Origin of the sequence: Methylovirgula sp. (genome assembly GCF_037200945.1) — a bacterium.
In the GTDB taxonomy this organism is placed as follows: Bacteria; Pseudomonadota; Alphaproteobacteria; order Rhizobiales; family Beijerinckiaceae; genus Methylovirgula.
This window is the reverse complement of sequence record NZ_JBBCGP010000001.1, coordinates 2,454,646-2,478,239: the sequence shown is the minus strand read 5'-3', so window position 1 is coordinate 2,478,239 and position 23,594 is coordinate 2,454,646. Positions and strand designations below refer to the sequence as shown.

General features: G+C 58.6%; 26 protein-coding genes. 13 read left to right on the top strand and 13 right to left on the bottom strand.

Annotated features, from left to right (window positions below; genetic code table 11):
* The first annotated feature begins 22 nt into the window (after positions 1–22).
* Positions 23–1,159, top strand: a complete 1,137-nt coding sequence (locus WDN02_RS12145; RefSeq protein WP_337293746.1) for an aminomethyltransferase family protein — start codon at positions 23–25, stop codon at positions 1,157–1,159.
* On the opposite strand, the gene WDN02_RS12140 is transcribed toward WDN02_RS12145, so the two are convergent.
* The 3 genes from WDN02_RS12140 to WDN02_RS12130 form a co-directional block, all read right to left on the bottom strand.
* Positions 1,151–2,155, bottom strand: a complete 1,005-nt coding sequence (locus WDN02_RS12140) for a helix-turn-helix transcriptional regulator (protein WP_337293745.1) — start codon at positions 2,153–2,155, stop codon at positions 1,151–1,153. The two genes, WDN02_RS12145 and WDN02_RS12140, sit on opposite strands and share 9 nt — an antisense overlap.
* Before the next feature lie 101 nt (positions 2,156–2,256).
* A complete protein-coding gene (locus WDN02_RS12135; protein WP_337293744.1) occupies positions 2,257–3,747 on the bottom strand; it encodes a PLP-dependent aminotransferase family protein in 1,491 nt (496 codons plus the stop codon).
* Between the two features lie 67 nt (positions 3,748–3,814).
* Positions 3,815–4,477, bottom strand: a complete 663-nt coding sequence (locus WDN02_RS12130; protein ID WP_337293743.1) for a pyridoxamine 5'-phosphate oxidase family protein — start codon at positions 4,475–4,477, stop codon at positions 3,815–3,817.
* Positions 4,478–4,627: 150 nt separating this feature from the next.
* Between WDN02_RS12130 and WDN02_RS12125 the strand changes: the two genes are divergently transcribed.
* Complete coding sequence (locus WDN02_RS12125) at positions 4,628–5,317, top strand: hypothetical protein (RefSeq protein WP_337293742.1); 690 nt, start codon at positions 4,628–4,630, stop codon at positions 5,315–5,317.
* Positions 5,318–5,624: 307 nt separating this feature from the next.
* Here the strand turns inward: WDN02_RS12125 and WDN02_RS12120 are convergent, their stop codons facing one another.
* The 3 genes from WDN02_RS12120 to WDN02_RS12110 form a co-directional block, all read right to left on the bottom strand.
* On the bottom strand, positions 5,625–6,008 hold the full coding sequence (locus tag WDN02_RS12120; protein ID WP_337293741.1) for an HU family DNA-binding protein: 384 nt from the start codon (positions 6,006–6,008) through the stop codon (positions 5,625–5,627).
* 154 nt (positions 6,009–6,162) lie between these two features.
* Positions 6,163–7,284 (bottom strand): DNA polymerase IV, encoded by a 1,122-nt coding sequence (gene dinB, locus WDN02_RS12115; RefSeq protein ID WP_337293740.1) that lies wholly within the window; start codon positions 7,282–7,284, stop codon positions 6,163–6,165.
* Between the two features lie 93 nt (positions 7,285–7,377).
* Entirely contained in the window at positions 7,378–7,740 is a 363-nt protein-coding gene (locus WDN02_RS12110) for a VOC family protein (protein WP_337293739.1), read from the bottom strand.
* Between the two features lie 172 nt (positions 7,741–7,912).
* Here WDN02_RS12110 and WDN02_RS12105 point away from each other — a divergent pair, with 172 nt between their 5' ends.
* Positions 7,913–8,107, top strand: a complete 195-nt coding sequence (locus WDN02_RS12105) for a hypothetical protein (protein WP_337293738.1) — start codon at positions 7,913–7,915, stop codon at positions 8,105–8,107.
* A gap of 31 nt (positions 8,108–8,138) precedes the next feature.
* Here WDN02_RS12105 and WDN02_RS12100 read toward each other — a convergent pair whose 3' ends face one another.
* A complete protein-coding gene (locus WDN02_RS12100) occupies positions 8,139–8,645 on the bottom strand; it encodes a DUF1543 domain-containing protein (RefSeq protein ID WP_337293737.1) in 507 nt (168 codons plus the stop codon).
* Positions 8,646–8,763: 118 nt separating this feature from the next.
* On the opposite strand from WDN02_RS12100, the gene WDN02_RS12095 reads away from it, so the two are divergent.
* The gene (locus WDN02_RS12095; protein WP_337293736.1) at positions 8,764–8,970 is read left to right on the top strand and encodes a hypothetical protein; all 207 of its coding nucleotides are present in this window, start codon (positions 8,764–8,766) and stop codon (positions 8,968–8,970) included.
* A gap of 86 nt (positions 8,971–9,056) precedes the next feature.
* Positions 9,057–9,302 carry a hypothetical protein gene (locus WDN02_RS12090; RefSeq protein ID WP_337293735.1) on the top strand — a complete coding sequence of 82 codons (246 nt, stop codon included), beginning with the start codon at positions 9,057–9,059 and terminating at the stop codon, positions 9,300–9,302.
* Between the two features lie 46 nt (positions 9,303–9,348).
* Here the strand turns inward: WDN02_RS12090 and WDN02_RS12085 are convergent, their stop codons facing one another.
* Positions 9,349–9,894: a hypothetical protein gene (locus tag WDN02_RS12085; RefSeq protein ID WP_337293734.1), complete on the bottom strand. Its 546-nt coding sequence runs from the start codon at positions 9,892–9,894 to the stop codon at positions 9,349–9,351.
* Between the two features lie 448 nt (positions 9,895–10,342).
* On the opposite strand from WDN02_RS12085, the gene WDN02_RS12080 reads away from it, so the two are divergent.
* Positions 10,343–10,567 (top strand): hypothetical protein, encoded by a 225-nt coding sequence (locus tag WDN02_RS12080; protein ID WP_337293733.1) that lies wholly within the window; start codon positions 10,343–10,345, stop codon positions 10,565–10,567.
* Positions 10,568–10,717: 150 nt separating this feature from the next.
* Positions 10,718–10,891, top strand: coding sequence for a hypothetical protein (locus WDN02_RS12075; RefSeq protein WP_337293732.1), 174 nt, complete (start codon positions 10,718–10,720; stop codon positions 10,889–10,891).
* Positions 10,892–10,905: 14 nt separating this feature from the next.
* On the opposite strand, the gene WDN02_RS12070 is transcribed toward WDN02_RS12075, so the two are convergent.
* Both WDN02_RS12070 and WDN02_RS12065 read right to left on the bottom strand, forming a co-directional pair.
* Positions 10,906–11,469 (bottom strand): hypothetical protein, encoded by a 564-nt coding sequence (locus tag WDN02_RS12070; RefSeq protein ID WP_337293731.1) that lies wholly within the window; start codon positions 11,467–11,469, stop codon positions 10,906–10,908.
* Positions 11,399–11,722 (bottom strand): hypothetical protein, encoded by a 324-nt coding sequence (locus WDN02_RS12065; RefSeq protein ID WP_337293730.1) that lies wholly within the window; start codon positions 11,720–11,722, stop codon positions 11,399–11,401. The genes WDN02_RS12070 and WDN02_RS12065 overlap by 71 nt, the downstream gene beginning before the upstream one ends.
* Positions 11,723–12,397: 675 nt before the next feature.
* Here WDN02_RS12065 and WDN02_RS12060 point away from each other — a divergent pair.
* Both WDN02_RS12060 and WDN02_RS12055 read left to right on the top strand, forming a co-directional pair.
* Positions 12,398–13,657: an HlyD family efflux transporter periplasmic adaptor subunit gene (locus WDN02_RS12060; RefSeq protein ID WP_337293729.1), complete on the top strand. Its 1,260-nt coding sequence runs from the start codon at positions 12,398–12,400 to the stop codon at positions 13,655–13,657.
* An 8-nt stretch (positions 13,658–13,665) separates the two neighbouring features.
* Entirely contained in the window at positions 13,666–15,612 is a 1,947-nt protein-coding gene (locus tag WDN02_RS12055) for a glycosyltransferase (RefSeq protein ID WP_337293728.1), read from the top strand.
* A 9-nt stretch (positions 15,613–15,621) separates the two neighbouring features.
* Here WDN02_RS12055 and WDN02_RS12050 read toward each other — a convergent pair whose 3' ends face one another.
* Positions 15,622–15,897 (bottom strand): hypothetical protein, encoded by a 276-nt coding sequence (locus tag WDN02_RS12050; protein ID WP_337293727.1) that lies wholly within the window; start codon positions 15,895–15,897, stop codon positions 15,622–15,624.
* Positions 15,898–16,109: 212 nt separating this feature from the next.
* Here WDN02_RS12050 and WDN02_RS12045 point away from each other — a divergent pair, with 212 nt between their 5' ends.
* Positions 16,110–16,550 (top strand): hypothetical protein, encoded by a 441-nt coding sequence (locus WDN02_RS12045; RefSeq protein ID WP_337293726.1) that lies wholly within the window; start codon positions 16,110–16,112, stop codon positions 16,548–16,550.
* A gap of 652 nt (positions 16,551–17,202) precedes the next feature.
* Positions 17,203–17,916: a transcriptional repressor LexA gene (gene lexA / locus WDN02_RS12040; protein WP_337293725.1), complete on the top strand. Its 714-nt coding sequence runs from the start codon at positions 17,203–17,205 to the stop codon at positions 17,914–17,916.
* Between the two features lie 100 nt (positions 17,917–18,016).
* On the opposite strand, the gene WDN02_RS12035 is transcribed toward lexA, so the two are convergent.
* On the bottom strand, positions 18,017–19,696 hold the full coding sequence (locus WDN02_RS12035) for a ComEC/Rec2 family competence protein (RefSeq protein ID WP_337293724.1): 1,680 nt from the start codon (positions 19,694–19,696) through the stop codon (positions 18,017–18,019).
* 113 nt (positions 19,697–19,809) lie between these two features.
* Here WDN02_RS12035 and WDN02_RS12030 point away from each other — a divergent pair, with 113 nt between their 5' ends.
* A complete protein-coding gene (locus tag WDN02_RS12030; protein WP_337293723.1) occupies positions 19,810–21,240 on the top strand; it encodes an IS4 family transposase in 1,431 nt (476 codons plus the stop codon).
* Here WDN02_RS12030 and WDN02_RS12025 read toward each other — a convergent pair.
* Positions 21,231–21,836 (bottom strand): DUF4131 domain-containing protein, encoded by a 606-nt coding sequence (locus tag WDN02_RS12025; protein WP_337293722.1) that lies wholly within the window; start codon positions 21,834–21,836, stop codon positions 21,231–21,233. The two genes, WDN02_RS12030 and WDN02_RS12025, sit on opposite strands and share 10 nt — an antisense overlap.
* Before the next feature lie 213 nt (positions 21,837–22,049).
* Between WDN02_RS12025 and gltX the strand changes: the two genes are divergently transcribed.
* A complete protein-coding gene (gltX, locus tag WDN02_RS12020; protein WP_337293721.1) occupies positions 22,050–23,468 on the top strand; it encodes a glutamate--tRNA ligase in 1,419 nt (472 codons plus the stop codon).
* Positions 23,469–23,594: the final 126 nt, after the last annotated feature.

The window sequence follows — 23,594 nt, the reverse complement described above, 5'->3', positions numbered from 1 at the left end:
GGCGCATAGCGGGGATTTGGTCATGAATACGCATGTCTATTCGCGTCAGTCGATCTTGAATGACCGGCATCGCGCTCTGGGGACGCAGTTCGAGGCGTCGTGGAACGACATGCCTATTCCGCAACTCTATGCGACGGACCCGTATTTCGAGACGGAAGCCGTACGCTATCGCGCCGGCCTGTTCGATGTGACCTCGCTGCGGCTTATCGATGCCACGGGCAAGGACGTGCTCCTGGCGCTGAACGAATTGCTGACCTCGGACATCGCCAAGCTGGCACCCGGAAAATCGGCGATCAGCAATATCGTTGATGAAAACGGATCGCTTATCGACGATGTGCTTGTCTATTGCATCGCCCCGGACCGCTACCGAATCTCGCATGGCGGCGGCGCGCTGGAAGATGTTTTGCCGAGCGTCACCGAAGGGCGCGACGTGCATTTCCGCAAAGATAACGATACGCATATTCTGTCGCTGCAGGGGCCGAAGGCGTTCGATATTCTGGCGCCCCATACGCCGTTGAAACTTGTCGATCTCGGCTATTTTGAACACGCGCCGACGACGCTCTTCGGTCGGGAGGTGACACTGGCGCGCGGCGGCTATTCCGGCGAGCGAGGCTATGAAGTCTTCTGCCGCGCCGACGATGCGGTTTTTCTTTGGGATTCGATTCTCGAAGCCGGAAAGCCTTTCGGGGCCATTCCCGTGTCGTGGGCCTGTCTTGATATCGTCCGGGTCGAATCGGCGCTGTTATTCTTTCCCTTCGACATGCCGGAAGGCGATACGACTCCATGGGAGGCCGGCGTCGATTGGACTGTCGATCTGGACAAGCCTTCGTTCCGGGGCAAGGCGGCGTTGATCCGCCGGCGCGGTGAGAAGCGTGTCGCGCAAGTGGGCATTGAGATCGATCATGAAAAGGCGATCGAGCCGGGGGCCAAATTATTCAAGGACGGCGAGGTCGTCGGAATCGTCAACAGCACGACCTATAGCGAACATCTGATGCGTTCGATCGCCCTCGTTCATGTGGCGCCAGCATTTGCGGATTACGGAACGGAAATGCAGGTGCGTAGCGAGGCAGGAACCTTCCCGGCGCGCGTCGTCAAAGTGCCGTTTTACGATCCGCTGCGTCTGCGCACGCATCCGATGGCGGAGCGCCAATTAGACTAAGGCGAACTTGCGAACCAGCGCCCGCTCGGAAGTCACCTCGGCCTTGCGATAGATCCGCAACTTGTAATTCTTGATGACGCCCTTGCTGATTTCGAGCGCTTGCGCGATCTGGCCGGTCGTGCGCCCCTCCATCATCAGTGAAAAGACGTCGTATTCGCGTGGCGTGAACAAGGCCCGTGCATCCGCGAGGGCCTGCCCGCTTTGCGTCACGCCATTCGTCTCCAGAATGAATATCCGGCCGCCCGGCGCCAACGGAAAATCGCGATCGAGAGGCTCGTATTTCAGGACGAAATCGTCGAACGAGCGCGCCTGCGCGCCATCTTGGATGGGAAATGCATCAACCAGCTTGTCGAGCGCCACGCCGACCCGCGCCTCGTTCCAGGCATCATTGGAATAAACTTCGGTGCCTAAACGATCCTGAATCAGGATCGGCTTGTTGGCAAAGCCGTTAAGCTCCATGCCTTCGACGTCGCGGAGGTTGTTGAAGACCCACGCGATATGCGCCCGGTGACATCCCTCCAGGGCGGGAAAGACGAGACGGGCGCGTTCGACATCCGCCTTCGAGAACTGGCCATTTTCGCGCTCGAGGAACAGGCCAAAGCAATCGCGCCCCACGGTCGGCAGGAAGATGCTCATCTCGTCGGAAATATGGGCCTGCGGCAGAAACACCTGACTGTAGGCGGTTGTGCGGTTCGATTGCGCCTTGGCCTGCGACAGCATGGTCACGCCCGCGCGCTCGAAATTCCGCCAATAATCCGAAAACGGGTCGAGTTCCGAATAGCTTTCGCTGTAGGTGTGGACGACGTCGTCGGCAACATTGTTCGTGAAAAGAACCTCGGGCGCCGCCGTACTCGAAAACCGGATGATCCAGCAGGAATCATGTCGGATGCTGGCGCCGAATAGGTCGACCAGTTCATGGTGAAACTCGCGCGAGCCGATCGACTTTGCGACCTGGCCGAGACGCTGAAACCAATCCTTGTCATTCAAGCGAAGCATAGGCGGCTCGTTCCGGGTTTCGGCCGGGGAAAGATGCGTCATGGGCGGCGGCCCTTGGCAAGCAATAATGCCCAATTTGCACGCAAATTTAATGCCAGACGCTACGCCTGCCGCAGCGAGGCATACCCGGACGGGGTCACCCGCTGCATGATCTCGACGGCGCGGCCGATTTGGCGCTGGGTCAGCGCTGCATATCCGAGCAGAATGGCGCGGTCACAATAGAGACCGGATTGGCAATAGGCCCCACCGGATGCGAGCGTGTGGACGTGGACGCCGTTGGCCTCAAGGCGCGCTTTGAAATCCTCTGCGGGGGGCATCCAGTCCGGCAGCAGCCACATCACATGCATGCCGCCGTTGACGCCCCAGATGTCGAGCGATCCGAAAGACGCCTGCAAACGCGAGATCAGGAAGCCAATCGTATCCGCGCTGGCTTTGCGGATCATGCGAAGGTGGCGCTGGTAGGCGCCCGTGCCGATGAAGCTTTGCAGGATGGCCTGCTCAAGCCAGGGATGGCCGTAATTATTCATCGCTTTCACCCGGCGCGCGACATCGATGAGCTGCGGCGGAACGATGAGATAGCCGGTCCGGACGCCCGCCCCCAGCGATTTCGAGAACGTGCCGATGTAGATAACGCATTGCCCATCGTCGGCGCCCGCCAGAGAGAGCGCCGGCGGCCCGTCGAAACTATAATCGCTGTCGTAATCATCTTCCACGATATAGGCGCCGCTCCGGTATGCCCAATCGAGAAGCGCGTGCCGTCGCGTCGCTGACATCGTCGCACCGGTGGGAAATTGGTGCGACGGCGTGACGTAGGCGAAGCTAGTGCCCTCCTGCGGCAGAACATCGGTCACGAGTCCGTCGCGATCGACAGGAATCGCCTGTATGCGCGCGCCATAACTTTTGAACGTATGCGCCGCGCTGCCATAGCCGGGGTCCTCGATAACAACGCCCGTGTTCTCTGCAATCAGCATCCGCGCGACGAGATTTATGGCCTCCTGTGTCCCAGCGGTGATGATCACAGCTTCCGCAGAGCACCGGACCCCGCGCGAATTCGCAACATGCTGCGCAATCGCTTCGCGAAGCGCCGACAGGCCGGCCGGATCGCCATATTCAACAAGCTCACGACTCTGCGCGCTGAGCGCATCGTCAGCGAGTTTCCGCCATGTCGCTGTCGGGAAGTGCGCAACATTCGCGCGGCCCGGCCAAAAATCGATAAGTTTTGACGTGCGGAGTGCCGCGGCCGGAACGGCGAGGTTCTCGCCCGCGAAGACCACGGGCGCGCGTGGAGCGAAATACTGGTTGTTCGGTGGCGGCTCTTCTTTCTCGACGTAGAGACACGCTTCGGGGATCGATTCAGCAACAATCGTCCGCACGCCCTTGACTGTCGCAAGGTAGCCTTCGCTGATCAGGTGTTCGTAGGCATGGATAATTGTGTTGCGCGAAATGCCGTACTGACGCGCAAGCTCACGCGACGGCGGAAGCTCGTAACCTGGCTGCAAACGGCCACTGAAAATCTGCTGCCGCAGTTGATCGGCGATCTGTGCCTGGAGCGTCCCTCCGGCCACCCGCGATAAATGAAGCTCGATGAGCATCGGCAACGCTCCATGCCAAAGGCCATAGCAACCTCTAACGCAAGGATCGTGCCCGGGTGAGTCGGGACTATTTTCGCGTATAGCGGAAGAGTCGCGCGAAATCGGGCATTTCTATCCCGGGTGCAAGCCGCGGATCGGGAATGATTTCGCCCTGTCCGACGTAAAGCGGCACCGCGCCGGACCAGAGATCGGAAGCCAGATCCTCTTCCTCGTCGCCGGCGAAAACGTCGTTGATCTTCGCCGAGACGTCTTCCAGCCGCATGCGGATGACTTTCGTCGCCAGCCATTCCTGCTCACTCGGCGGCCGTGCGTAATCCCACAATCCCGGTGCGAGTTTATCCGTGAAAGCGGCAAGAGCCTCCCGCTTTTTGTCTTCCTCGACGAGTTCGGCATTTCCAAAGGCCATGACCGAGCGAAACTGCACGTTATGGTTCATTGCCGCGCGGGCGAAAACGATCCCATCCAGATGCGTGACGGTGAAGCAGACCGGAATGCCGGTCTGTTGCGTCTTGAGCATCCGGCTTGCCGACGAGCCGTGCCAATAGACGTAATCGTCGATGCGCCAATGGCTTGTCGGCGTCACATAGGGTTCGCCGTTAAAAACGTAGCCCACCTGACAAATGATGCCGGCATCGATGATGCTATTGATCGTGTCCCGGTCATATTTGCCGAGCCAATGATACCGGCGCAACCGCGTCCGATCCGAAAATGGAAGAGCGGGTTCCCCCATTATTGCCAACCCCTGACTGCTTGCCCGTCACCTGACCTTACGCGCCGGGCGACACAGCGTGAACTTCACTGAAGTCCATGCTGTCGCGACATCAGATGAGTTGGAAGAACCGCACTGCGAGAAATTCATGGGTCCAGAAAGCAAGGCCTCGTGCAGCGCATGAAGTTCGTGCCGGACTGCCGCCCGGACCCGGATGCTAAATTCTGCGAGGCGTCACGCGCGGCTAAGAGCCAGCGTGCCGGCATGGAGGGAAAATCTATCCAGAAGACTCTGCCGTTCGCGCAGCAGTGGCGTATCCAGCAAGCTATAGCCGAAACGTTCGAAATCCCGCGCGTAAAGCGTTTCAATGTCAGCAAGAACGTGGTTGTTTGGCCTTATCGACGACGTCCGGCTACGCTCCAGATGCTGCAGCTTCTTGTGGGGAATTCCCAGCCGGTCGCTAATGAATTTGGTGTCCTCGGCCAAGTTTTCAAACTTGCCGATGAAATCCAATTCCTCGTCCAGGATATTTCCGTAAACCGAGCCTTCGCAATGCTGCGGCTGGATAATTTCTTCGCGACGATAAAAGCGGTGGTCGAACTCGACGACGATTTTGTCGCCGAAAACTCCCCGATAACCGTCGAAATTGATGCGATTACCTTTGGAGAGCGAGAGCCCGAAATGGTCAGCGAACTTCAAACAGGACATGATGCGTGTCACCGGGTGGCGCACGAAGGAAAACTTGAAATAATCGTCCCAATAGTCGGCGTAGAGCCGCTTAGCCTGAGACGCAAGCAGATGCTTGGTCGATGCTTCGCGGTGCCACCAATCTTCCGTAGCGATCATTTCCTCAATGCTTGATCCAGCGGTTCGCTGGATATGAATGAAAATGCATCGATATTTATGGCTGATCATCGCAGCGGAGCGTCCCCTTCAAATCGCAAAACGCGACAGAAAACCGCAACCACCACAATTAAACGCGCCGAAAAATCAATCCATTGACATTCCTGTGATTCACCAAAAGTTGTAAAGCTCGAAGCTCCAGCAACGTGCGGTGCAAATCGTTATTGCGATGCGGGAAATTGGCCATCCGCATCACGATTTCACGCTCCCGTGATTTAGCAGATTGCGCGATGTGACCGCGCAATCTGTTTATCAAGAGATGGGCTTAAAGCGATTGTTTCAGGTCGCGGGCGACGCTGAGCGCCACTTTCTTGCTCGCCTTGATCTTGATGCTCTCGCCCGTCGCCGGGTTCCGCCCCATGCGCGCGGCGCGCTTCTTGACCTGCAATATCCCGATGCCGCTGATGCGAACCTTCGAGCCCTTTTTGATATTCTTGATGATCGTATCGGTCATGTCGTTGAACAATGATTCAATCGTCCGCTTCGGAAGCTCGTAGGCTTCGGCGAGTTCATGGCCGATCTGCTTCAACGTCACCGTCTTGACCGCCGTCCTGGTAACCGCTGCACCACGGGCAACAGGCTTCGTGCTGGGTGCGGCGCGCGCCGCAACCGCGGGCGCCGCTTTCGTCTTCTTTTTTGCAACTGCCATAGAGCTACCTCTTTGCTCAAAACGAATCATAGCGCGCAGCTTTTAGCATATGCCCGATGCGAATGCGCGCCGTACCTTGCGCCGCTGCAAACTCTCATCATTTATGGCGGAAGTTTGCAGCGCCGCAAGGCTTGCTGAAGTCCGAGACCAGCGTTCAGAGCAAAATCATCTGCCCCGCGCCGCCGCCGTCATCCTCGCTCGAAACAAGATTCGAGATGGACACGCCGAGCAGCCGAACGCCCAAGACGCGCGGCAACAGGGGCCGAAGCAGGTCTAAGCTGATCGCCTCAAGTTCGTCGCGGGAGTTTACGCAGCCGCTGATCGAACGGCCGCGGGTGATGATGCGAAAATCCGAAAATTTCATCTTCAACGTCACGGTGCGCCCGCGGATGCCCGCCCCTTCGCAGTGCCGCCACAACTTGTCGAGAATCGGTCGCAAGGCATCGTGCATTGCCTCGAACTCTGCCAGATCATCAAAGAAAGTGTTCTCGGCCCCAATCGACTTGCGGATGCGGTCGGGCCGCACCGGCCGCTCATCGATGCCCCGGGCGACCCAATAATAATACGCCCCCGCCTTGCCGAAATGATTCTCAAGGAATCGCAGCGCACAGGCTTTGAGGTCGGCGCCGGTTTCGATGCCGAGGCCTTTCATTTTCGCCGCAGTGGCGGGGCCGACACCGTGGAAGCGCTCGACGGCGAGCGACTCGACAAACACAGGCCCCATTTTCGGCGTGATGACGAAGAGCCCGTCGGGCTTACGATAATCTGAAGCGAGCTTCGCCAAGAACTTATTGTAGGAGACGCCGGCGGACGCCGTGAGACCCGTTTCGGCGCGAATTTTCGCCCGGATGTCCTCGGCGATCTGCGTGGCCAGCGGCGCGGCGAGCTTGTTCTGCGTGACATCGAGATAGGCTTCATCGAGCGAAAGCGGCTCGATCAGGTCGGTATATTGCGCGAAAATCATTCTGATCTGCTGCGAGATCGCGCGATAGGCGTCAAACCGCGGCTTGACGAAGATCAACTCGGGGCATTTGCGCGACGCTGTGACGGACGCCATGGCGGAACGGACGCCGAATTTTCGCGCCTCATAACTTGCTGCGGCCACGACGCCGCGGCGGCTCGCCCCGCCGACGGCGACGGGTTTGCCACGTAAGTCCGGGTTATCGCGCTGTTCGACCGACGCGTAAAACGCGTCCATGTCGACATGAATCACCTTCCGAGATTCGGCGCCTGGCCGCCCTCGCCCGTCGTCTTTGGAAAATGGCCCTGTCGTCAACGAATACGCAACCTCCGCGCGCCGCGTGCTCGGGGAATCTCGTGTGATCATAGCGTTCGCTGCGGGACGGTCCAATCTCGGGGCTTCAACCGATCATTCATCGCCGCTTTCGAACAAGACGGCTTCGATATTATTCCCGTCAGGATCGTAGACGAACGCGGCATAGCCATAGCCTTCGCGCCGCGCGGGCTTGCCATTGTCTTTGCCGCCGGCTTTCAAACCGGCCGCGTGAAAGCCCTGAACTTCCTCCCGGTTCTTGGCGAGAAACGCGACATGGATGCCGCCCTTGTGTCCGCCCTTTTTGGCAATCCAGAAACTGGTGTGGCCGCCCTCGAAAAATCCTGCGGCGTCGGAATAATCCTCTGTCAGCGCGTATCCCAGCGGCTTCAGCGCTGCGAGATAGAACTTTTTAGATTTCGCGAAGTCCGCGACTGGCACAGAGACGTGTTCCAGCATATCCGTCCACTCCTTTTTCGCTGCAAGCCATTCCAATTCAAGCGTTTCTCTCGCCATCCTGCGCCCTGTGAAGGCGGTGGAAAATTGCCGAAAGTTCAGCTCTCTTCCGTCGCCAGAACGGGAACATCTTTACAGGCCCGGCGTTATATCGGCGGAATAGGAGATGTGGAAAATGAGCAGCAAAGCAGCCGCAGCCTTCGCCGCCACCGTATTTTCCAGCAGCAGACGGTCGCCCTCGGGCGGTTTCCAGATCAGGCCCAACCCTGGCGTCGTCGAAAATGACGCGATCCGTTCGCGACTTGCAGCGCGCAGGGCCGCGCAGGACGCCGCCCGAAAACGAGCTGCCGTGACCGCGATCGCGAAATAAGACTCGATTGAGCGATAACTCGCTCACGACGTCAGCCGATCGGTACATAATCGCATGTGAACGAAAACGGCCGCTCGGCGCTCGCTCTCTTGAGCGTCAGGGCATAGCCCTCCCGACCGATCTCGCCAGTAATGTCCACGGCCTTCTCCACCTCGAATATCCTGTCCTTATGCGGCCGAAACCAGCCGTTGACATGTGTGAGCGCCGTAGCCTTCGCCGCCTTGGCATCGGCAGCGACGGTCAGCAGATTCTTGTGAAGTTCACCAAACTCGCTCGCGTCGTAACCGCCAAGATTGACGAAAAACAATCTGTCTCCAGTCTCCGTCGCGGCGCCTTGCGCGATCAAGATGTCGTGCCCGTCGGCTTGGCGGACCTCGCCCCAGCTATCGAGATGCAGGCTTTCGGGATCGCCCCACCATTGCCGGCGCAGGTCGGCATAACAATCCTCCGGCGTTGCCCCGATGGAAAAGCGGACATCGTGCAACTCGATATTCGAGCTTCCACAATTGCCGCCGACGTAAAACATGAAGAGTTTCATTGCCCCTCCCCTCATCGTCGAGGACTGCACCGATCCGCCGCCGCCCACAAGACCGCCCGATTTTGGCCGGCGGCGGCCACCCCCTTGCGATCGGCTGACCGTCGTCTATGATGGCTGATTGAAAAATGAGCAGGAAGCCATGCAATTCGACCTGACACCAGCGCGTGACGTCAAGCTTGAGTTCCCGCCGACCGCCGAGGGGCACCTGCGGCGCATTGTTTTCTACATCGGCGCCGGAATAGCCGGGCTTTGCGGGTTGGCCGTCATCGCCTCTATCGGCGTAGCCGCGGCCAAGATCATCGGCCAACTGCTTCATATCCACTGAGTTACCCGGCGTTTTACGCTTGGGACCATTCCATTATTTACAATGCTGCGCGGGACGCTAGCATTCGGGTCACAGGAGCGTGACCGATGCCGACCCATTCAAGCCCTCTCACCTCGGAAAAAAGCCTCGCCGTCGTCAGCAGCGCGGTTCTGTTCGCGCTGCTTGAAACGCTAGAGCAAAAAGGCGTGCTCGAGCGCAGCGAAATCCAAGGCGTTCTAAAGACCGCGAAGAATTGCGTCAACGCACGCTACAATTCCTTCTGCGGGCCGGAAGCCATAACGCTGATGAAATCGCTGTGTGAACGCTTCAGCAAAGTGCCCGAAGAGTGCTGACCGGCTTTGCTCGGCTCGCTGAGCCCGACATCGGCTCATGCAATTGTCAGCCCTGCGAGGACCGAAGCTCGGTCGCGACGGCGCCGCGCTTGAAGAGCAGCGCCCAAAGCCTGTCCTCTCCGATGACCCGCCCGATTTCCCGAAAGGCAAAGAACGGCAGGAGAGAGACAAACATAATCGCAATGACACACAGGAAACCCTCCGGTGTGCCGCCACCAATGGTGGGAAAGCTTTCAACGGCGCGCCGGCCATGGAAAAGTCCGACCAGCATACTTTCGCCGATATGAAACACAACGAACAGGATGGAAAAGGCAAGCGCCTTATAAACAATGGGGAAGACCAGAGGGCCCCGTTTGAATCGGTCCGCGAAATTCATGTCTTCCGCGACGAGAAGCACTTTGCCGAGGACGATCGCGTTGATCAGGGCAAAGCCGTGAGACGCAAAATTGATATGCTCCTTCCCCATGATGATGCTCTCGTTGAGCACATACAATCCGAACACCACCCATAAATAAAGGACGATGGCCAGGAAGCTCTTCAGCTCGTGGATCACCCACGCGATGCGTTTGTGCGAACTCGCCTGCTCGATCATGAGGTCCTCCAATCTACGTCACGGAGGGTTGGACAGATGCTGAAGATACCTCAATCGGTGACGTTGGCGCGTGGTTTTCGCTGGCGCGCCTGCATGGCGCGAACGTGCGGCGCGCAGAGTATCAGCATGGCTCAGCCAATTATGAAAAATAAAATCCGCGTCGTAGCTAGTAATTTTGTGAATAATTCGCTATTCTTGCGGATGCAGTAAAATAAATTGCTGCTTTGCAGCGTGTCCCGCTGACGCATCCGCTGCCCGCTTTCCGAAAAGCCGACTGGCTAAAAGCTGCTCGCCGAGGCAGCCCGAGACAAGCCAGATCAGGTGCCTCCTCTGACGCGAGTCATTTGAGAAAAATATCATTCGGGCGCAGCGATCCAGCGCCGTTGTTTCACACGCATGGATTGCCGCACCGGGATTGCAGTCCTCAGGTAAGCACAGGATTTTCACGATGAGCAGCCAAGATACGCAATATCTTTTCCAGCCGGGCGAAACCGTCCTGCTCAACACGGGCCTTCGGCACTTTTTGAAGGTCGACGCGGCCTTCGTCGTAATCGCACGATTGCCGCCGCTCGGAACGGAGCTTCAATACCGGATCAAGAGCGTCAAAGAGCCCTACGAGCGCGTCGTTCTTGAACACCAGATCATGGCGGAGCAAGTCGAAGCCGTTCTTTGATAATGGTCATTGAAGACGAACTGCAGGATCGATATGGCGCGGCCGCAACGCCCGAGGACGCCAAACGATTAGCTTACGTGGTCAAAGCCATCTTCGAAAAGATGGATAGGGAATTCGGCGCTCAGGCCGGATATAATCCCCGTGCACGCAATGACGAACGCGATTGGCGATCATTTGGCGAAAGCTAAAAAATTACTTGGGCAAGCCCACTTCGCATCCATTCTCATCGATACGATGCCGCAAATCTGGAACCCAATGCTCAAAGCTAGCTTTGTCTACGCGCTGGCGCCGCTGCCGAAAGATGTTCTCGAAGGCTCGTTGTGAACGTTGAATAGCCTTCACTTAGCTTTCTCTTTCAGTTTTGTTCGCCGGTTTTTCAACTTCGTAACGGCGTTGCGCTTATGGGCGCGCTCAAGTGTCCGCATGCCGCCTTCCGGTGTCTGGGCCGACGGTCCCTCCGTTTTCGCCAGATTGTCTTCGATCGTATCGATCCGGCGTGTTAGTTCCGCGCTATTCTCGCGCGGCTTGCGCAAGCGGACTCCGGCGCCCTCACTGTCTTCAGGAATAAAAATAATTCCGCCGCTTTCGAATGCCCCGCGGAGCGCATCGCCAACGGCCGCAGGCACGTGCCCTTCATCAGCTTCCAATTCCAGGATATTGGCAATGTCGATATTCGCGGCGAGCGCAAGCTGTCGTCGCGACCAATCGAGAAGGCCGCGGGCGCCGCGGCACTGGGCGGGCGAAAGCATCATTGTGAAGGCATCATCATGAATCCTAGCACTGTTGCTGCATGCTGATTTAATAAACCGCAGGCACAAGCTGATCTGAGGATTAGAGGGTTTCCGGCTCCTCGCGGTGCGATTCCTGGGTGAACGACGCCAAGTCTCCAAAAACGTCCACATGCGCGACCTCGGCGCGGGGATCCATCGTCTTTTCGGAGAATCTGAGCTTGAGAAGCTTCCCGTCGTCCGTCTGAATCTGGACGTCGCGGCCGAACACATCTTTCAACGCGCTGACAGCGAATGTGATCTGCCCATTGCCGACAATTTCCGAAGAGGGTCGGCGGAAACCATCAAAGTCATAAGAAACACGCGCGATGTTCTCGCCATCACACGTCAACATACCGCTGCCGGTAATCCCGCCGAGATAATGCATGCGTAAACTCCCAGATCCGGATTGCTGGACTCGCATCAAACGCTTTTGCAGAACCACACCGCACCGGACCGCCAGTACATCCGTGGTCGGTCCGGTGCCGCATGCAATGTCGAAGTCGCTCCACTCTCCATTTCGCTTCATCGCTCGACAGGTTGAAGCTGAGCTTCTGATCCGCGCGCAAACCTGCAATCCGAGAGATCGACACGGCCAAACATGGCCGCCAAACTGCGAGCCGCAAAAATCGCCTTGTGAAAAGAGGACGTCAGCTCGGCAGAACTCATCGGCAAGTCACCGATACATCGAGCGCTGATGTACAAATGGGGACGCTTGGCAGAAATACAATCGCTCAACGCGAATTAGATCGAAGCTCACAAGCTAAGTTTGCCGCCCGGCCCGATAGACCCTCATCATTCGCAACGACAATGCGTGTTGGCTTATCCCGAAATCGCGTGGCCAACGCCGTTTGTCGCATCCGCGTTGACCCTAATTTACCTACCCCACAAACAATCTCGCGAAGTCAAAAATGCCTAACAACTCGTTGCGCATATTTGCGTTAACTTGGATTTTACTGAAATTTGAAGAGCATCGCCGAGTTTATCGGCTGTTCAGATTTGCCGCGCAGCATCTTTTCACAGCGCGTTTTGTAGCTGCTCTTTTTTTTTTTATTGGTGGATAATGAGTGAATTTTCAACACGGGCCTCGGTGCAGCCCGCCCCCAATGCCGTCGGCTTAACTTTCCATTTGCCGTGGCTACGACTCGCCAAACTCGGGGCTACGGTGACCGTCCTGACCGTCGGCGGCTACGCGATTCTTTCCAATGAGTTCGCTGTCGTGACCGATAACGCCGTGGTCTCTTCCTATACGGTTCCGCTACGGACGCCGATTGATGGCGTCGTTTATGCCATGCCATTAAAGGTCGGCGATCTGGTCCATCAAAATGATCGCATTGCGACGGTGACCGACGACCGCGTCAACAACTTGCACCTCATCGATTTGCGCGAGCACCTTACGCGGACGCGCGCCGAACTCGCGGTCGTTTCCGTGGAAATGAATTCCCTTGAAACTTTGAGGGCTGCCTTACAGCGTCGCGCCGATTATTTCAAAGAGTGGAGCTCGGCTCGCATTCAGGGTTCGTTGACGGAAGCCCAAGATCAGCTCCTGGCGTTGAACTATCGCCGCGATGAAGCGAAACAGACGCTCGATCGTCGTTCTGTGTTGGCAGAGCGTGGCTTCTCCTCAACCGCCGATCTGGATAAGGCCAAAGCCGACTTCGGCACGGCTCTCAACGAGGCGGAAGCCCAGCGCGGCCGAATTGTTTCTTTTGAAGCGCAACTGGCCGCGATCAAAAGTGGAATCATCACCGATCCCGGTTCGACCGATACGCCGTATTCGCAACAGCGCGAAGACGAGATCACGATCCGGCTTCAAGACCTAACCCAACAGCGCCAGTTCATCGTCTCGGATATCGGCGAAACCATGGGGCGTCTCGCGAGCGAGGAAGCGCGCATCGCCAAAATGCGCACCGCGATCATGGTTGCGCCGACCGCGGGCATGATCTGGAAGATAAATGCCGCGCAGGGCGAGCGTATCAACGCCGGCGAGCCGATTGCCGAGATTGTGGATTGTAACTCGGCCTTCATCATTGCCGACGTGCCGCAGGCCCGTGTTCCTGACATCTCGGCGGAAAGCAAAGTAGAATTCATGATCTCCGGAGAGACGGCGAAACGATATGGCCGCGTCGCATCCGTCACCAGCGATCCGACCGATGGCGATCACAATCTCGCGGCGATTCCGTTTGAAGAGAAAGGCGCGACAGCAACCGTGCGCATTCGCATCGACGGCGAGAGAGGATGTCTGGTCGGCCGCCGGGCACGCGTCGTGTTGCCGTCGAATGAGTCGGATTTCGCTTCACGCATCCGCAACTCCCTGCCCTGATCAAGACCATGTCGCTTGATATCGGCTCTTTTGGCCCGCTTTTCCTCAGCGTCGGCGTAGCTGCGCTCCTCGTTCAATTCGAAACCCGCCTCGCAGGCGTCGTGCGTGCACTATTCTCCGCTCTGTGTATAGCGCTCGCGGCGCGTTACGTTTGGTGGCGCTTCGAATATTCGATGCCTGTAAATCAGGATGTTTTCCAGCAGACATGGGCGTGGCTGTTCTTTGCTTTCGAGACGATGTCGATATGCAGCTCCATGAGCGTTATTCTGTTCATGTCTCGGCGCAGCGGCCGGACGCCGCCGACGAAGACGTCCCCCTTGCTCGCCGCAACACCTGTCGATGTTTTCATCACCACTTATAACGAGCCTTATAACATTCTCGAGCGAACAATCGTTGGCGCGAAGGCAATCGATCACCCCGATCTGCGCGTCTGGATTCTCGATGATGGCGCACGCGACTGGGTCGAACAATTGGCGGAAGACCTTGGCATTCATTATGCCCGCCGCGTGAAGGGCGCCCAAGCGAAGGCAGGGAACATCAACAACGGTTTGCAGCATGCGCTATCGACCGGCCGGCGGCCGGAGTTTGTCCTGGTTCTCGACGCGGATTTCGTGCCTTATCGTCATATTCTGAAGCGAACTCTCGGGCTCTTCGCCGAGCCTGACATCGGGATCGTCCAGACACCGCAGCATTTCGTCAATCCGGATCCGATACAAAACAATCTGGCGATGACGCGCGTCTGGCCTGACGAGCAGCGTTTCTTCTTCAACACGTTGCTTGATTCAAAAGACGCGTGGGGCGCCGCATTCTGCTGCGGAACTTCGGCTGTGTTTCGTGTCGATGCACTCGTCGCCGCCGGCGGGATGGCCACCGAAACCGTGACGGAGGATATGCTCACCTCCTTCAAATTTGGCGAACACGGCTTTCGCACGATATTTCTCAACGAGATGCTCAGCATGGGGCTCGCGCCCGAGGGTCTCAGCAGCTACATTTCACAGCGTTCGCGCTGGTGCCTCGGTGCGATTCAGCAGATGTACACGCGGTGGTCGTTCGCGGGGCCCGCAAAGATCGGTCTCATCAACCGGATTTCGTCCTTCGACGGCGCGCTTTACTGGATCAGCAATGCGCCCTTCAAATTGCTCATGATCACCGCGCCACTTGTCTATTGGTGGACGCAGACGGCCGTCATCTCCAGCACCGCTGCGGGGATGCTCTGTTACCTTGCGCCCTATGTCGTATGCTCGACTTTCTTCATGGCCTTTTACGCCCGCAAGCGCATTGTCCCGATCATGACGGACGTGACGCAATTGCTGATGAGCTTCTCGATGGTCGCGACCGTCGCTATCGCGCTGGTCAAGCCATGGGGTCATCCGTTCAAAGTCACGGCCAAGGGAATTTCCGCAGATCGAGTCGTTATCCAATGGCGTTATCTGCTTCCCTTCGCGGCAATCGCGTTGACGACGATGCTCGGGATTGCACGGAACACGGCGCAATTTTCTCCCGTCTACGGAACGGATGGATATGCCCTGAATGTCTTCTGGAGCATTTTCAATATTGCGATCCTCGTCATTGCCTGCGCAGTTTGCGTTGAAGTCCCGCGAAGGCGTGTCGAGGAGCGCTTCAATTCCGGAGAGCACGCGACTGTGCATCTCGCAAATGGCACGCAAGTCCCCTGCGTCCTGCGTGATATTTCTCTGGGCGGGGCTCATCTGATGATGGACTTTGGACGTCTGCGTGCAGACGACCAGGGATCGCTCCTGCTTTCCAACGGAATCGAAGCGCCGTTTACCCAGGTCCGCCAGTCCCAAGATGGCGTCGCCGTGAAATTTAATCTGGATCGGCAAACACGGCGTCATCTCATCGCCCTGCTGTTCACCGGCGGCTATGCCAATGAAGTGCCCCAAGTCAGACTGAGGCACCTCTTCGCGACGCTGTTCAAGCGACTGGCCGCCTGATCCGGCGGCTTATTGCGCTTGGAAGACGGCCTTGAGCCCGAGCGCAGAAATGTCGTTGTAGCCTTGCCAAGCGCCCTGCGTACAAAAGAGGATGAGCAGCTGATCGCAATCGTTCAGATGCGGCGACAGGCGTAACTTGATTTGTCGAGGCGACAATGACGTCTTGACGAGCCAGATCGATTCATTGACGTGGCACCAGGCTTCGCCCAGAGCCTCAAGACATCCAAAAAAATCGGGATGTGCATCCCTCGCGACAAAGTCGCAAACAATGGCATAAACTTTCATTTCGCAATCACCGTTTTTTAAATAATCTCGGCAGCATGAGTGATATTGGTTGCCCCGCTCTTAAAAATTGAGATGAACGAATAGCTACGCCGAGCGCAGAAAGACGCCCGTCTCGCGACCCGATTTAGAGCTGGCTCCCGGGAATTGGTTTTCTTTTCGTCGCTGATATAGGCTGACGGGACTGCGCAACAGGGTTTCAGGGGGGAAGCACCATGCATCTGTCTCATCGGGTTCGAGCAAGCCTCGTCGGTCTGCTGGCCCTTTTTGCTCTGAGTTCGTCTACCTCCGCGTTTGCCGACAGCGGCACCGTGCGCCTGTCCATCGTGAAGGGTGGCTGGTTCGTTGGCGCGAATGGCGGCGGCGGCAGCCTGTATTTCCACGGGCGGCGTTATGCGCTGACCGTCGGCGGCGTCGATGCCGGGCTTGTCTTCGGCCTGTCGCATACGACTTTGCGTGGACGGGTTCTCCACATCTACCGGCCATCGGACATTGCAGGCGTCTATGGCGCGGCTGGTGCGGGTGCCACGGTTGGTGTCGGCGCCCGCCTCATCCGGCTCGCCAACGACAAGGGCGCTGTGTTGGAATTGGAAGGCTTTCAAGTCGGCCTGATGGTGAACGCCGACCTGAGCGGACTCGTCATCGGGCTGAGGTAGGTGGCTTGGCGCGACCCACATTCGCGAAGCTGCGCACGAGCTTGAAATGAGCAATGATCCGAAGGATTTTGACCGAGCCTTTGCGAAGGTTGTGGCAAAACCAGATCGGCAACCTAAGCCAAGCGATCCGAAAAAATGAAGCCTTTAAGAGCGACCAGCTAAGAGGACTCCGGCCTGACAAATTGCGGCCAAAAAGGCGAAGATGGCCGCCATTGCGCTGTATTGGCTTTGGTGCCTAATCGCGTTGGCTAAATCTATCAGCGGCTTTGTATTGACATACACACTCTGCGGCCCGAGGGCACCCATTTCATCTGTAAGGCCGCCCTCGGCGATGGCTACTTCCACTTCCGTGAAATCCGAGGGCGTAGATCGCGTTGCGGAGACAAGCCAAAGGCCCCCAGCAATCAACGAAGAGACTGCGGCTGCGTCGTTCAGGCAGGTCGTAAGTTGCGAAAGCGGCATCCGCGGATTTTGCCAGAACACTCAAAACGGATGCAACATCTAGCGTTGGTCCCGCGAAATATAATATCGCCCCACCTTGACGGAACACAGCAAGAACGGTTAGGCTCTGTTCACTCTTTGTTTAGCGGCTTCCCGTCTTCTGAACCGGAGTGATTCGGCTCCGGAGCCGCCCAAGAGCGAGAGCGCCTGAATGTTGACCCGTAAACAAAGCGAACTCCTGCGCTTCATCAACGAGCGTCTGAAGGAGACCGGCGTCCCGCCCTCCTTCGACGAGATGAAAGAAGCGCTCGACCTGCGCTCGAAATCCGGCATCCATCGCTTGATCCTGGCGCTCGAGGAGCGCGGCTTCATCCGCCGCCTGCCGAACCGCGCCCGCGCGCTCGAAGTTTTGCGCCTGCCCGAGTCGACAACGCCCATGTCACATGGACGTGGCCGCAAGTTCTCGCCCGAAGTCATCGAGGGCAATCTCGGCAAGGTACGCCCTGTCATGCCCGCGTTCGAGGACGAGGATGAACGCGCCGGCATGGTCGCCATTCCTGTCATGGGCCGTATCGCCGCGGGCACGCCGATCACCGCTTTGCAGAGCCGCAGCCACACGATCACCCTGTCCCCGGACATGCTCTCGACCGGCGAACATTACGCGCTCGAAGTGCGTGGCGATTCGATGATCGACGCCGGTATTTTCGACGCCGACACGGTGGTGATCCGCAAGCAGGACACGGCCGAGACCGGCGACATCGTCGTCGCCCTCATCGACGATGAGGAAGCGACGTTGAAGCGGCTGCGCAAGCGCGGCGCCTCGATCGCGCTCGAAGCCGCCAATTCGGCCTATGAGACGCGCATTTTCGGCCCCGACCGCGTGCGCATCCAGGGCAAGCTGGTGAGCCTCATCAGGAAATATTGAGCTGCGTTGAACGCGCGTCATGGCCGGACTTGTTCCGGCCATCCATGCAAGGCCCTCAAGGTAAGTCGTGGATGGCCGGGTCAAGCCCGGCCATAACGGGCTAATCTTGTGAAGCGTCCGGACTGTCGTTCGCTTTTTGCTCGGGCGCAGCACGCGCCCTTTTCCACACAGGTGGCGCTGGCGACCAAGGCCGGTCTTCGTCCACGGCACGGGCGGTGTCGAATGCCCAGCCCTTGCCTTGCGCGCGCAAAAGCATCGCGCCGCTGCCGCGTAGCCTGTCGCGATCGATGACGAGCGGCGCGGCGCAGCCCGGCGGCGCGTAGAGCGGCGTGATGACAATATCGGCGCGCAGGCAATCTTCAGCGAAAGCTGCGTCGTCCAGCACCAGCGCAACGCTGCGGCCATCGGCCAGAATGCCGACGCAGCCGATGCGGTCGCAGGCGCTCATGTCGATTGCTTCATGCGGGTCGCGCGCGTCGGCGTCGGCGCCGAGCCATTGCTCGACCGTGAACTGGCTTGGCCGCCGGCCGATGATCGTCAACGCGCCGTCCGCCCCGCGCACGGCGACGGCATCGCCGGTCGCGGCAATCGCCATATCGAAGGATGGACCATTCATCGTGCCATAGAGGCCGATGATTGCGAGCGGCACGGCCGTCAGCCGCAGCAGCGCCGAGCGCCAGATCACCGCCGAAAGCACCGCGAATGTCAGAAACACGATCGCCCAGGGCGCGAAGACATTGATATGCGTTGACGCGCCCGGTAGCGTGCCGATCCAGCGTGCGACCCACAGCACGAAACGGATGCCGAGGCCGAGATAATGCCAGACGAACGCATCGAGCCCAAGCGGATAGAGCAGCGTGCCGAGGAGCGCGCATGGCACCGCGAACAATTCGATGAGAGTCAGCGTCAGCGGATTGCCGATGAGCACGTAAGGATTGAGCTCATGGAAATCATAGGCCATGAACGAGGCCGTCGCCGTCGTCGCGCAGAGAGTCGCAAATAGCAAAGCCGGCGGCCCATGGCCGAAGAACGCGCGGAGCGCGGCGATCCGCGCCCGCATCGGCGACGGCGCCACAAGGCCGGCGCGCTCGTCGCGAATTTGCGCGCCATTTTCGGCGCGCGATTCATACACCGCGACAAGCGCAGCGACTGCGGCGAAGGAAAGCTGAAAGCTCGCGCCTAGGATCGCCTCGGGCGCAACAAGCATCACCAGCACGGCGGCGAGCGCGAGATTGCGCATGCTGAGCGACTGGCGTCCGGCAAGCACGGCGCCGAGCATGATCAAGGTCATGAACAAGGCCCGCTCGGTGCCAACGCGCGAGCCCGTCGCGATGTCATAGAAGATCGCGCCAAGAATGGCGGTTGCGGCCGCCCATTGCTTGATCGGGTAGCGCAGCGCCAGCGACGGCGAAAGCGCCAATACACGCCGCAGGCCAACGAAGAAAATGCCGGCCATCAGCGTCATCTGTACGCCGGAAATCGTGATGATGTGAAAGATGCCGGCTTCGCGGATCACGTCCTTAGTATCGTCCGAGAGCAGATCGCGCTTGCCTGTCACCATGGCCGCGGCAACGGCACCGGCTTCACCGCCAACAATCGTATCGATGCGCAAAGCCAAAGCATTGCGGCTGCGGTCGAGTGCCATCAGCGCGGAATCGACAAGCCCCGGCGGATGCGGCGGCGTCATCAGGGTCACGCGACCGACCACATTGCCAACCGCGCCGATGCGCGCGAACCACGCATCGCGGGCAAAATCGTAGCCTCCCGGCAAACCTTTCAATTACCCACATTTGACGTCGGATTTGAACGAGGCGCCGGGGGCGGGATCTTGTATTGGCGGAATCTGTTGTGATTCGTTGTTGAGCACCTGATTCGGAGGCGTGGGGGTGCTCGATGGGCTTGGTGAAGGAACGCGCGGAGGCGCGTGCTGAGCGATTGACGACGGGTATGGAGACCTGGGTTGATCGGGAAGCTGCGGGATGCAAGTTTAAGGATGAACGGCTCGGCCGCCGGTTCTGCAAATTGCTCGCACAAATCGGGAGCGACATGGGTCAGAGCATCCCGCTTGTTTGTCAGGACTGGGCCAACACGAAGGCCGCCTATCGATTCTTCTCTAATGACCGGGTCAACGAGGCGGATATTCTTTGCGGTCATTTCGAAGCGACGCGCGGGCGCGTAACGGCGACGGAGGGACCGATCCTCGTCCTGCATGACACGACGGAATTCAGCTTCAAGCGCGAGAAGCCGGATTTGATTGGCTTTACGGGTAAGACGGCAGGACGCACGCAGTGCGGCATCCTGATGCATTCAAGCCTCGCCGTGACGACCGAGGGGCTTCCGTTCGGATTGGCGGCAATCAAGTTCTGGACACGCAAGAAGTTCAAGGGGACGACGGCGCTGAAGCGAAAGATCAATCCAACACGGGTTCCGATCGAGCATAAGGAGAGCATCCGCTGGTTGGAGAATTTGCGGCAATCGACCGACCTTCTCGCTGCCCCCGGACGATGTGTTCATATTGGTGATCGCGAGAGCGACATTTATGAGCTGTTTTGCTTGGCTGAGGAGGTTGGAACGCATTTTCTTGTGCGAACCTGTGTTGATCGGCTTGCCGGGGACGGCAATCATACAATTGCCGACGAAGTGGACGAGATTACGATCAAAGGCCTACATCGGATCAAGGTTAAAGACGACAAAGGCGAACCGGATGAAGCGCTTCTCGAAATTCGTTTCCGCAAGCTTCGAATTCTGCCGCCGATCGGCAAGCAGAAAAAATATCCCGCACTCACTCTGACCGTGATCCACGCTCAAGAGCGGGGAAGGCCGAAGCGGCGAAAGAAGATCGAATGGAAGCTCCTCACCGATCTTCCGGTCCAATCGCGCAAGGACGCCATCGAGAAGATCGAATGGTACGCGTTGAGGTGGAAAATCGAGGTCTTCCATAAAATCCTCAAATCAGGCTGCAAGGCGGAGGAGTCGAAACTGCGGACCGCTGAGCGTCTAGTGAATCTGATCGCGGTTTTCTGTATTGTGAGTTGGCGCGTCTTCTGGATGACGATGCTCAATCGTTCCACGCCGAATGCGCCGCCGCAAATGGCGATGACCGAGATCGAAATTAAGCTTCTCGATCATCTAGTGAAAGATCGGAATGGTGATAGTACTCGGCGAAAAACGCTCTCGCACTACGTCGTTAAAGTAGCGCGGCTTGGAGGATACTTAGCGAGAGCCAGCGATCCACCTCCGGGAAATATCGTGATATGGCGCGGTCTATCCAAGCTAACGGATATCGAATTGGGTGCTGCGATCGGGACAAAAATTTATGGGTAATTGAAAGCCGGCAAACTCTCCTGTGCTGGCGGCAGCAGCCGCGCCTTGAGCCGCACATAACTGCCCGCCTCGAACGGCGGCGTTCGCTTCAAGGTTAGACGCACGCGATAGGGCGTCGCCTGTGCCGCAAGCCCATCGGCGTGATCCACACGCAGCAGAAAGCGCGCGCCCTGCTCGCGAAAATCCATTTCCTCGATCATGCCTTCGAGCGTCGTAACGCGGATATGATCGAGCACCGGCGCCGCGACCCGCGCCGCGCGCCAGCTTGCTGAAAATAATCCCAGGCAGACGCAACAAAGCACAAGCGCGACGCTTTGCGCATGGCGATGCTGGCGCAGCCCCGCAGCCAGTGCGCCAAACAAGATGGCAGCGAAACCGGCATACCAGAGCGAGGGCTCCCGGTCGGCGGTGAGATAGAGGATAACGCCCGCGCCGGCGGCGACCGGGAGCCAGAGGAAAAACCGCCGCTCGGCAGCCTCGATTTCGACGGCCTGCTGAAACGCCTGACGCGTCGACCCGGCGAATTGCACGAGGCGCAGGCCGAAGCGCGCCGGCGCGAAGCCGCTCGCAAAGGTCGTCCCCGCCCGTTCCGTCATCGCACTCCCCGCCAACTCCGGGCTCGCCCGAGTTGGGTATTTTGAAACCCTAAGTCGGGCAGCCCCGACTTAGGCGCGGGGGCATGATTGATCCGAGACCGGCGCGTGGCAAGGCCGCGGGCTTTTCTTTCGCCCTGTCCGTGCTAAACCGCGCCCGGCCCTCCGGGCTGCACTTTATGATCGGATTACAGGTAAGAGGATCAGACTTCGCTCATGGCTCAGGTGGTGACACGTTTTGCGCCTTCGCCGACCGGGTTTCTGCACATTGGCGGGGCACGGACGGCACTGTTCAACTGGCTCTATGCGCGTCACGCGGGCGGCAAAATGCTGCTGCGGATCGAGGATACGGACCGCGAGCGTTCGACGGATGCAGCGATCACCGCCATTCTCGACGGGCTGAAATGGCTCGGCCTCGATTGGGATGGCGATGTCGTGCACCAGTTCCAGCGCGCGGCACGCCATCGCGAAATCGCCGAACAATTGCTCGCCGCGGGGCGCGCCTATCATTGCTATGCGACGCCGCAAGAGCTCGACGATATGCGCGCCAAGGCACGCGCCGAAGGCAAGCCACCGCGCTACGACGGGCGCTGGCGCGACAAGCCCGCTTCGGAAGCGCCAGCCGGTGTCAAACCGGTGGTCCGGCTCAAGGCGCCACAACTTGGCGAGACAGTGCTCGATGATCTCGTCCAGGGGCGCGTCGCCTGGGCGAATGAAAATCTCGACGATTTCGTTTTGCTGCGCTCCGACGGAACGCCGACCTATATGCTCGCCGTCGTCGTCGACGATCACGACATGAGCATCACCGATATTATCCGCGGCGACGATCACCTCACCAATGCCGCTAGGCAGATGCGAATTTACGAGGCGTTGGGCTGGGATGTGCCGCGCATGGCGCATATCCCGCTGATCCACGGCGCCGACGGCGCGAAATTGTCGAAGCGGCATGGCGCGCTTGGCGTCGATGCCTATCGCGCCATGGGCTATCTGCCGGCCGCGTTGCGCAATTATCTCGTTCGCCTTGGCTGGAGCCACGGCGACCAGGAATATTTTTCGACTGAAGAGATGATCGCCGCGTTCGATCTCGGTCATGTCGGGCGTTCGGCGGCACGGTTCGATTTCGCCAAACTCGAAAACATGAACGGCCATTATATCCGAACGACGGATGACGAAACGCTGGTCAATCTTCTGATCGACACACTGCCGCACCTGCCGGAAAATGCCACTTTCCCGCAAAACTTCGATGCCGGCATGCGGCAAAAGCTGCTTGCTGCAATGCCCGGCCTCAAGGAGCGCGCGAAGACTCTAACCGAACTGCGCGACGGCGCTGTCTTTCTGTTCGCCCAACGGCCGCTGGCGCTCGATGCCGCGGCGGCTGGCATCCTCGATGCATCGGCTCGCGCACATTTGCGCGGCCTTTTGCCGGAGCTGGTGAGCCTTGAGACCTGGAATTCGACGACGACGGAAAATGTCGTGCGACATTACGCCGAGGAAAATCACTTGAAACTTGGTCAGGTTGCCCAACCTTTGCGCGCAGCGCTGACCGGGCGAGCAACATCGCCGGGGATTTTCGATGTCTTCGGTGTTCTTGGGCGCGACGAAAGCCTCGCTCGCCTGACCGATCAAAGCCTTTGACCTGCCGCAGAACCCTCGCGACCTTGAACACGACTCGACTATGCGATAGGCAATACTGCATTGCACCAAGTCCGCTCTGGCGGCGCCCGCTCATGGCCACCCCTTGGGCCGGCAACGCACACGGAT

What these genes read in the sequence shown, in the direction of transcription:
- WDN02_RS12135 (WP_337293744.1), bottom strand. Translation starts at nt 3,747, where the DNA reads ATGCTCATCGAGCTTCATTTATCGCGGGTGGCCGGAGGGACGCTCCAG.
- WDN02_RS12145 (WP_337293746.1), top strand. Translation starts at nt 23, where the DNA reads ATGAATACGCATGTCTATTCGCGTCAGTCGATCTTGAATGACCGGCAT.
- WDN02_RS12030 (WP_337293723.1), top strand. Translation starts at nt 19,810, where the DNA reads ATGGGCTTGGTGAAGGAACGCGCGGAGGCGCGTGCTGAGCGATTGACG.
- WDN02_RS12060 (WP_337293729.1), top strand. Translation starts at nt 12,398, where the DNA reads ATGAGTGAATTTTCAACACGGGCCTCGGTGCAGCCCGCCCCCAATGCC.
- lexA (WP_337293725.1), top strand. Translation starts at nt 17,203, where the DNA reads ATGTTGACCCGTAAACAAAGCGAACTCCTGCGCTTCATCAACGAGCGT.
- WDN02_RS12130 (WP_337293743.1), bottom strand. Translation starts at nt 4,477, where the DNA reads ATGGGGGAACCCGCTCTTCCATTTTCGGATCGGACGCGGTTGCGCCGG.
- WDN02_RS12070 (WP_337293731.1), bottom strand. Translation starts at nt 11,469, where the DNA reads ATGTGGACGTTTTTGGAGACTTGGCGTCGTTCACCCAGGAATCGCACC.
- WDN02_RS12085 (WP_337293734.1), bottom strand. Translation starts at nt 9,894, where the DNA reads ATGATCGAGCAGGCGAGTTCGCACAAACGCATCGCGTGGGTGATCCAC.
- WDN02_RS12110 (WP_337293739.1), bottom strand. Translation starts at nt 7,740, where the DNA reads ATGCTGGAACACGTCTCTGTGCCAGTCGCGGACTTCGCGAAATCTAAA.
- WDN02_RS12090 (WP_337293735.1), top strand. Translation starts at nt 9,057, where the DNA reads ATGCCGACCCATTCAAGCCCTCTCACCTCGGAAAAAAGCCTCGCCGTC.
- WDN02_RS12065 (WP_337293730.1), bottom strand. Translation starts at nt 11,722, where the DNA reads ATGCATTATCTCGGCGGGATTACCGGCAGCGGTATGTTGACGTGTGAT.
- WDN02_RS12105 (WP_337293738.1), top strand. Translation starts at nt 7,913, where the DNA reads ATGAGCAGCAAAGCAGCCGCAGCCTTCGCCGCCACCGTATTTTCCAGC.
- WDN02_RS12120 (WP_337293741.1), bottom strand. Translation starts at nt 6,008, where the DNA reads ATGGCAGTTGCAAAAAAGAAGACGAAAGCGGCGCCCGCGGTTGCGGCG.
- WDN02_RS12050 (WP_337293727.1), bottom strand. Translation starts at nt 15,897, where the DNA reads ATGAAAGTTTATGCCATTGTTTGCGACTTTGTCGCGAGGGATGCACAT.
- WDN02_RS12100 (WP_337293737.1), bottom strand. Translation starts at nt 8,645, where the DNA reads ATGAAACTCTTCATGTTTTACGTCGGCGGCAATTGTGGAAGCTCGAAT.
- WDN02_RS12045 (WP_337293726.1), top strand. Translation starts at nt 16,110, where the DNA reads ATGCATCTGTCTCATCGGGTTCGAGCAAGCCTCGTCGGTCTGCTGGCC.
- WDN02_RS12025 (WP_337293722.1), bottom strand. Translation starts at nt 21,836, where the DNA reads ATGACGGAACGGGCGGGGACGACCTTTGCGAGCGGCTTCGCGCCGGCG.
- WDN02_RS12055 (WP_337293728.1), top strand. Translation starts at nt 13,666, where the DNA reads ATGTCGCTTGATATCGGCTCTTTTGGCCCGCTTTTCCTCAGCGTCGGC.
- WDN02_RS12140 (WP_337293745.1), bottom strand. Translation starts at nt 2,155, where the DNA reads ATGCTTCGCTTGAATGACAAGGATTGGTTTCAGCGTCTCGGCCAGGTC.
- gltX (WP_337293721.1), top strand. Translation starts at nt 22,050, where the DNA reads ATGGCTCAGGTGGTGACACGTTTTGCGCCTTCGCCGACCGGGTTTCTG.
- WDN02_RS12075 (WP_337293732.1), top strand. Translation starts at nt 10,718, where the DNA reads ATGACGAACGCGATTGGCGATCATTTGGCGAAAGCTAAAAAATTACTT.
- WDN02_RS12080 (WP_337293733.1), top strand. Translation starts at nt 10,343, where the DNA reads ATGAGCAGCCAAGATACGCAATATCTTTTCCAGCCGGGCGAAACCGTC.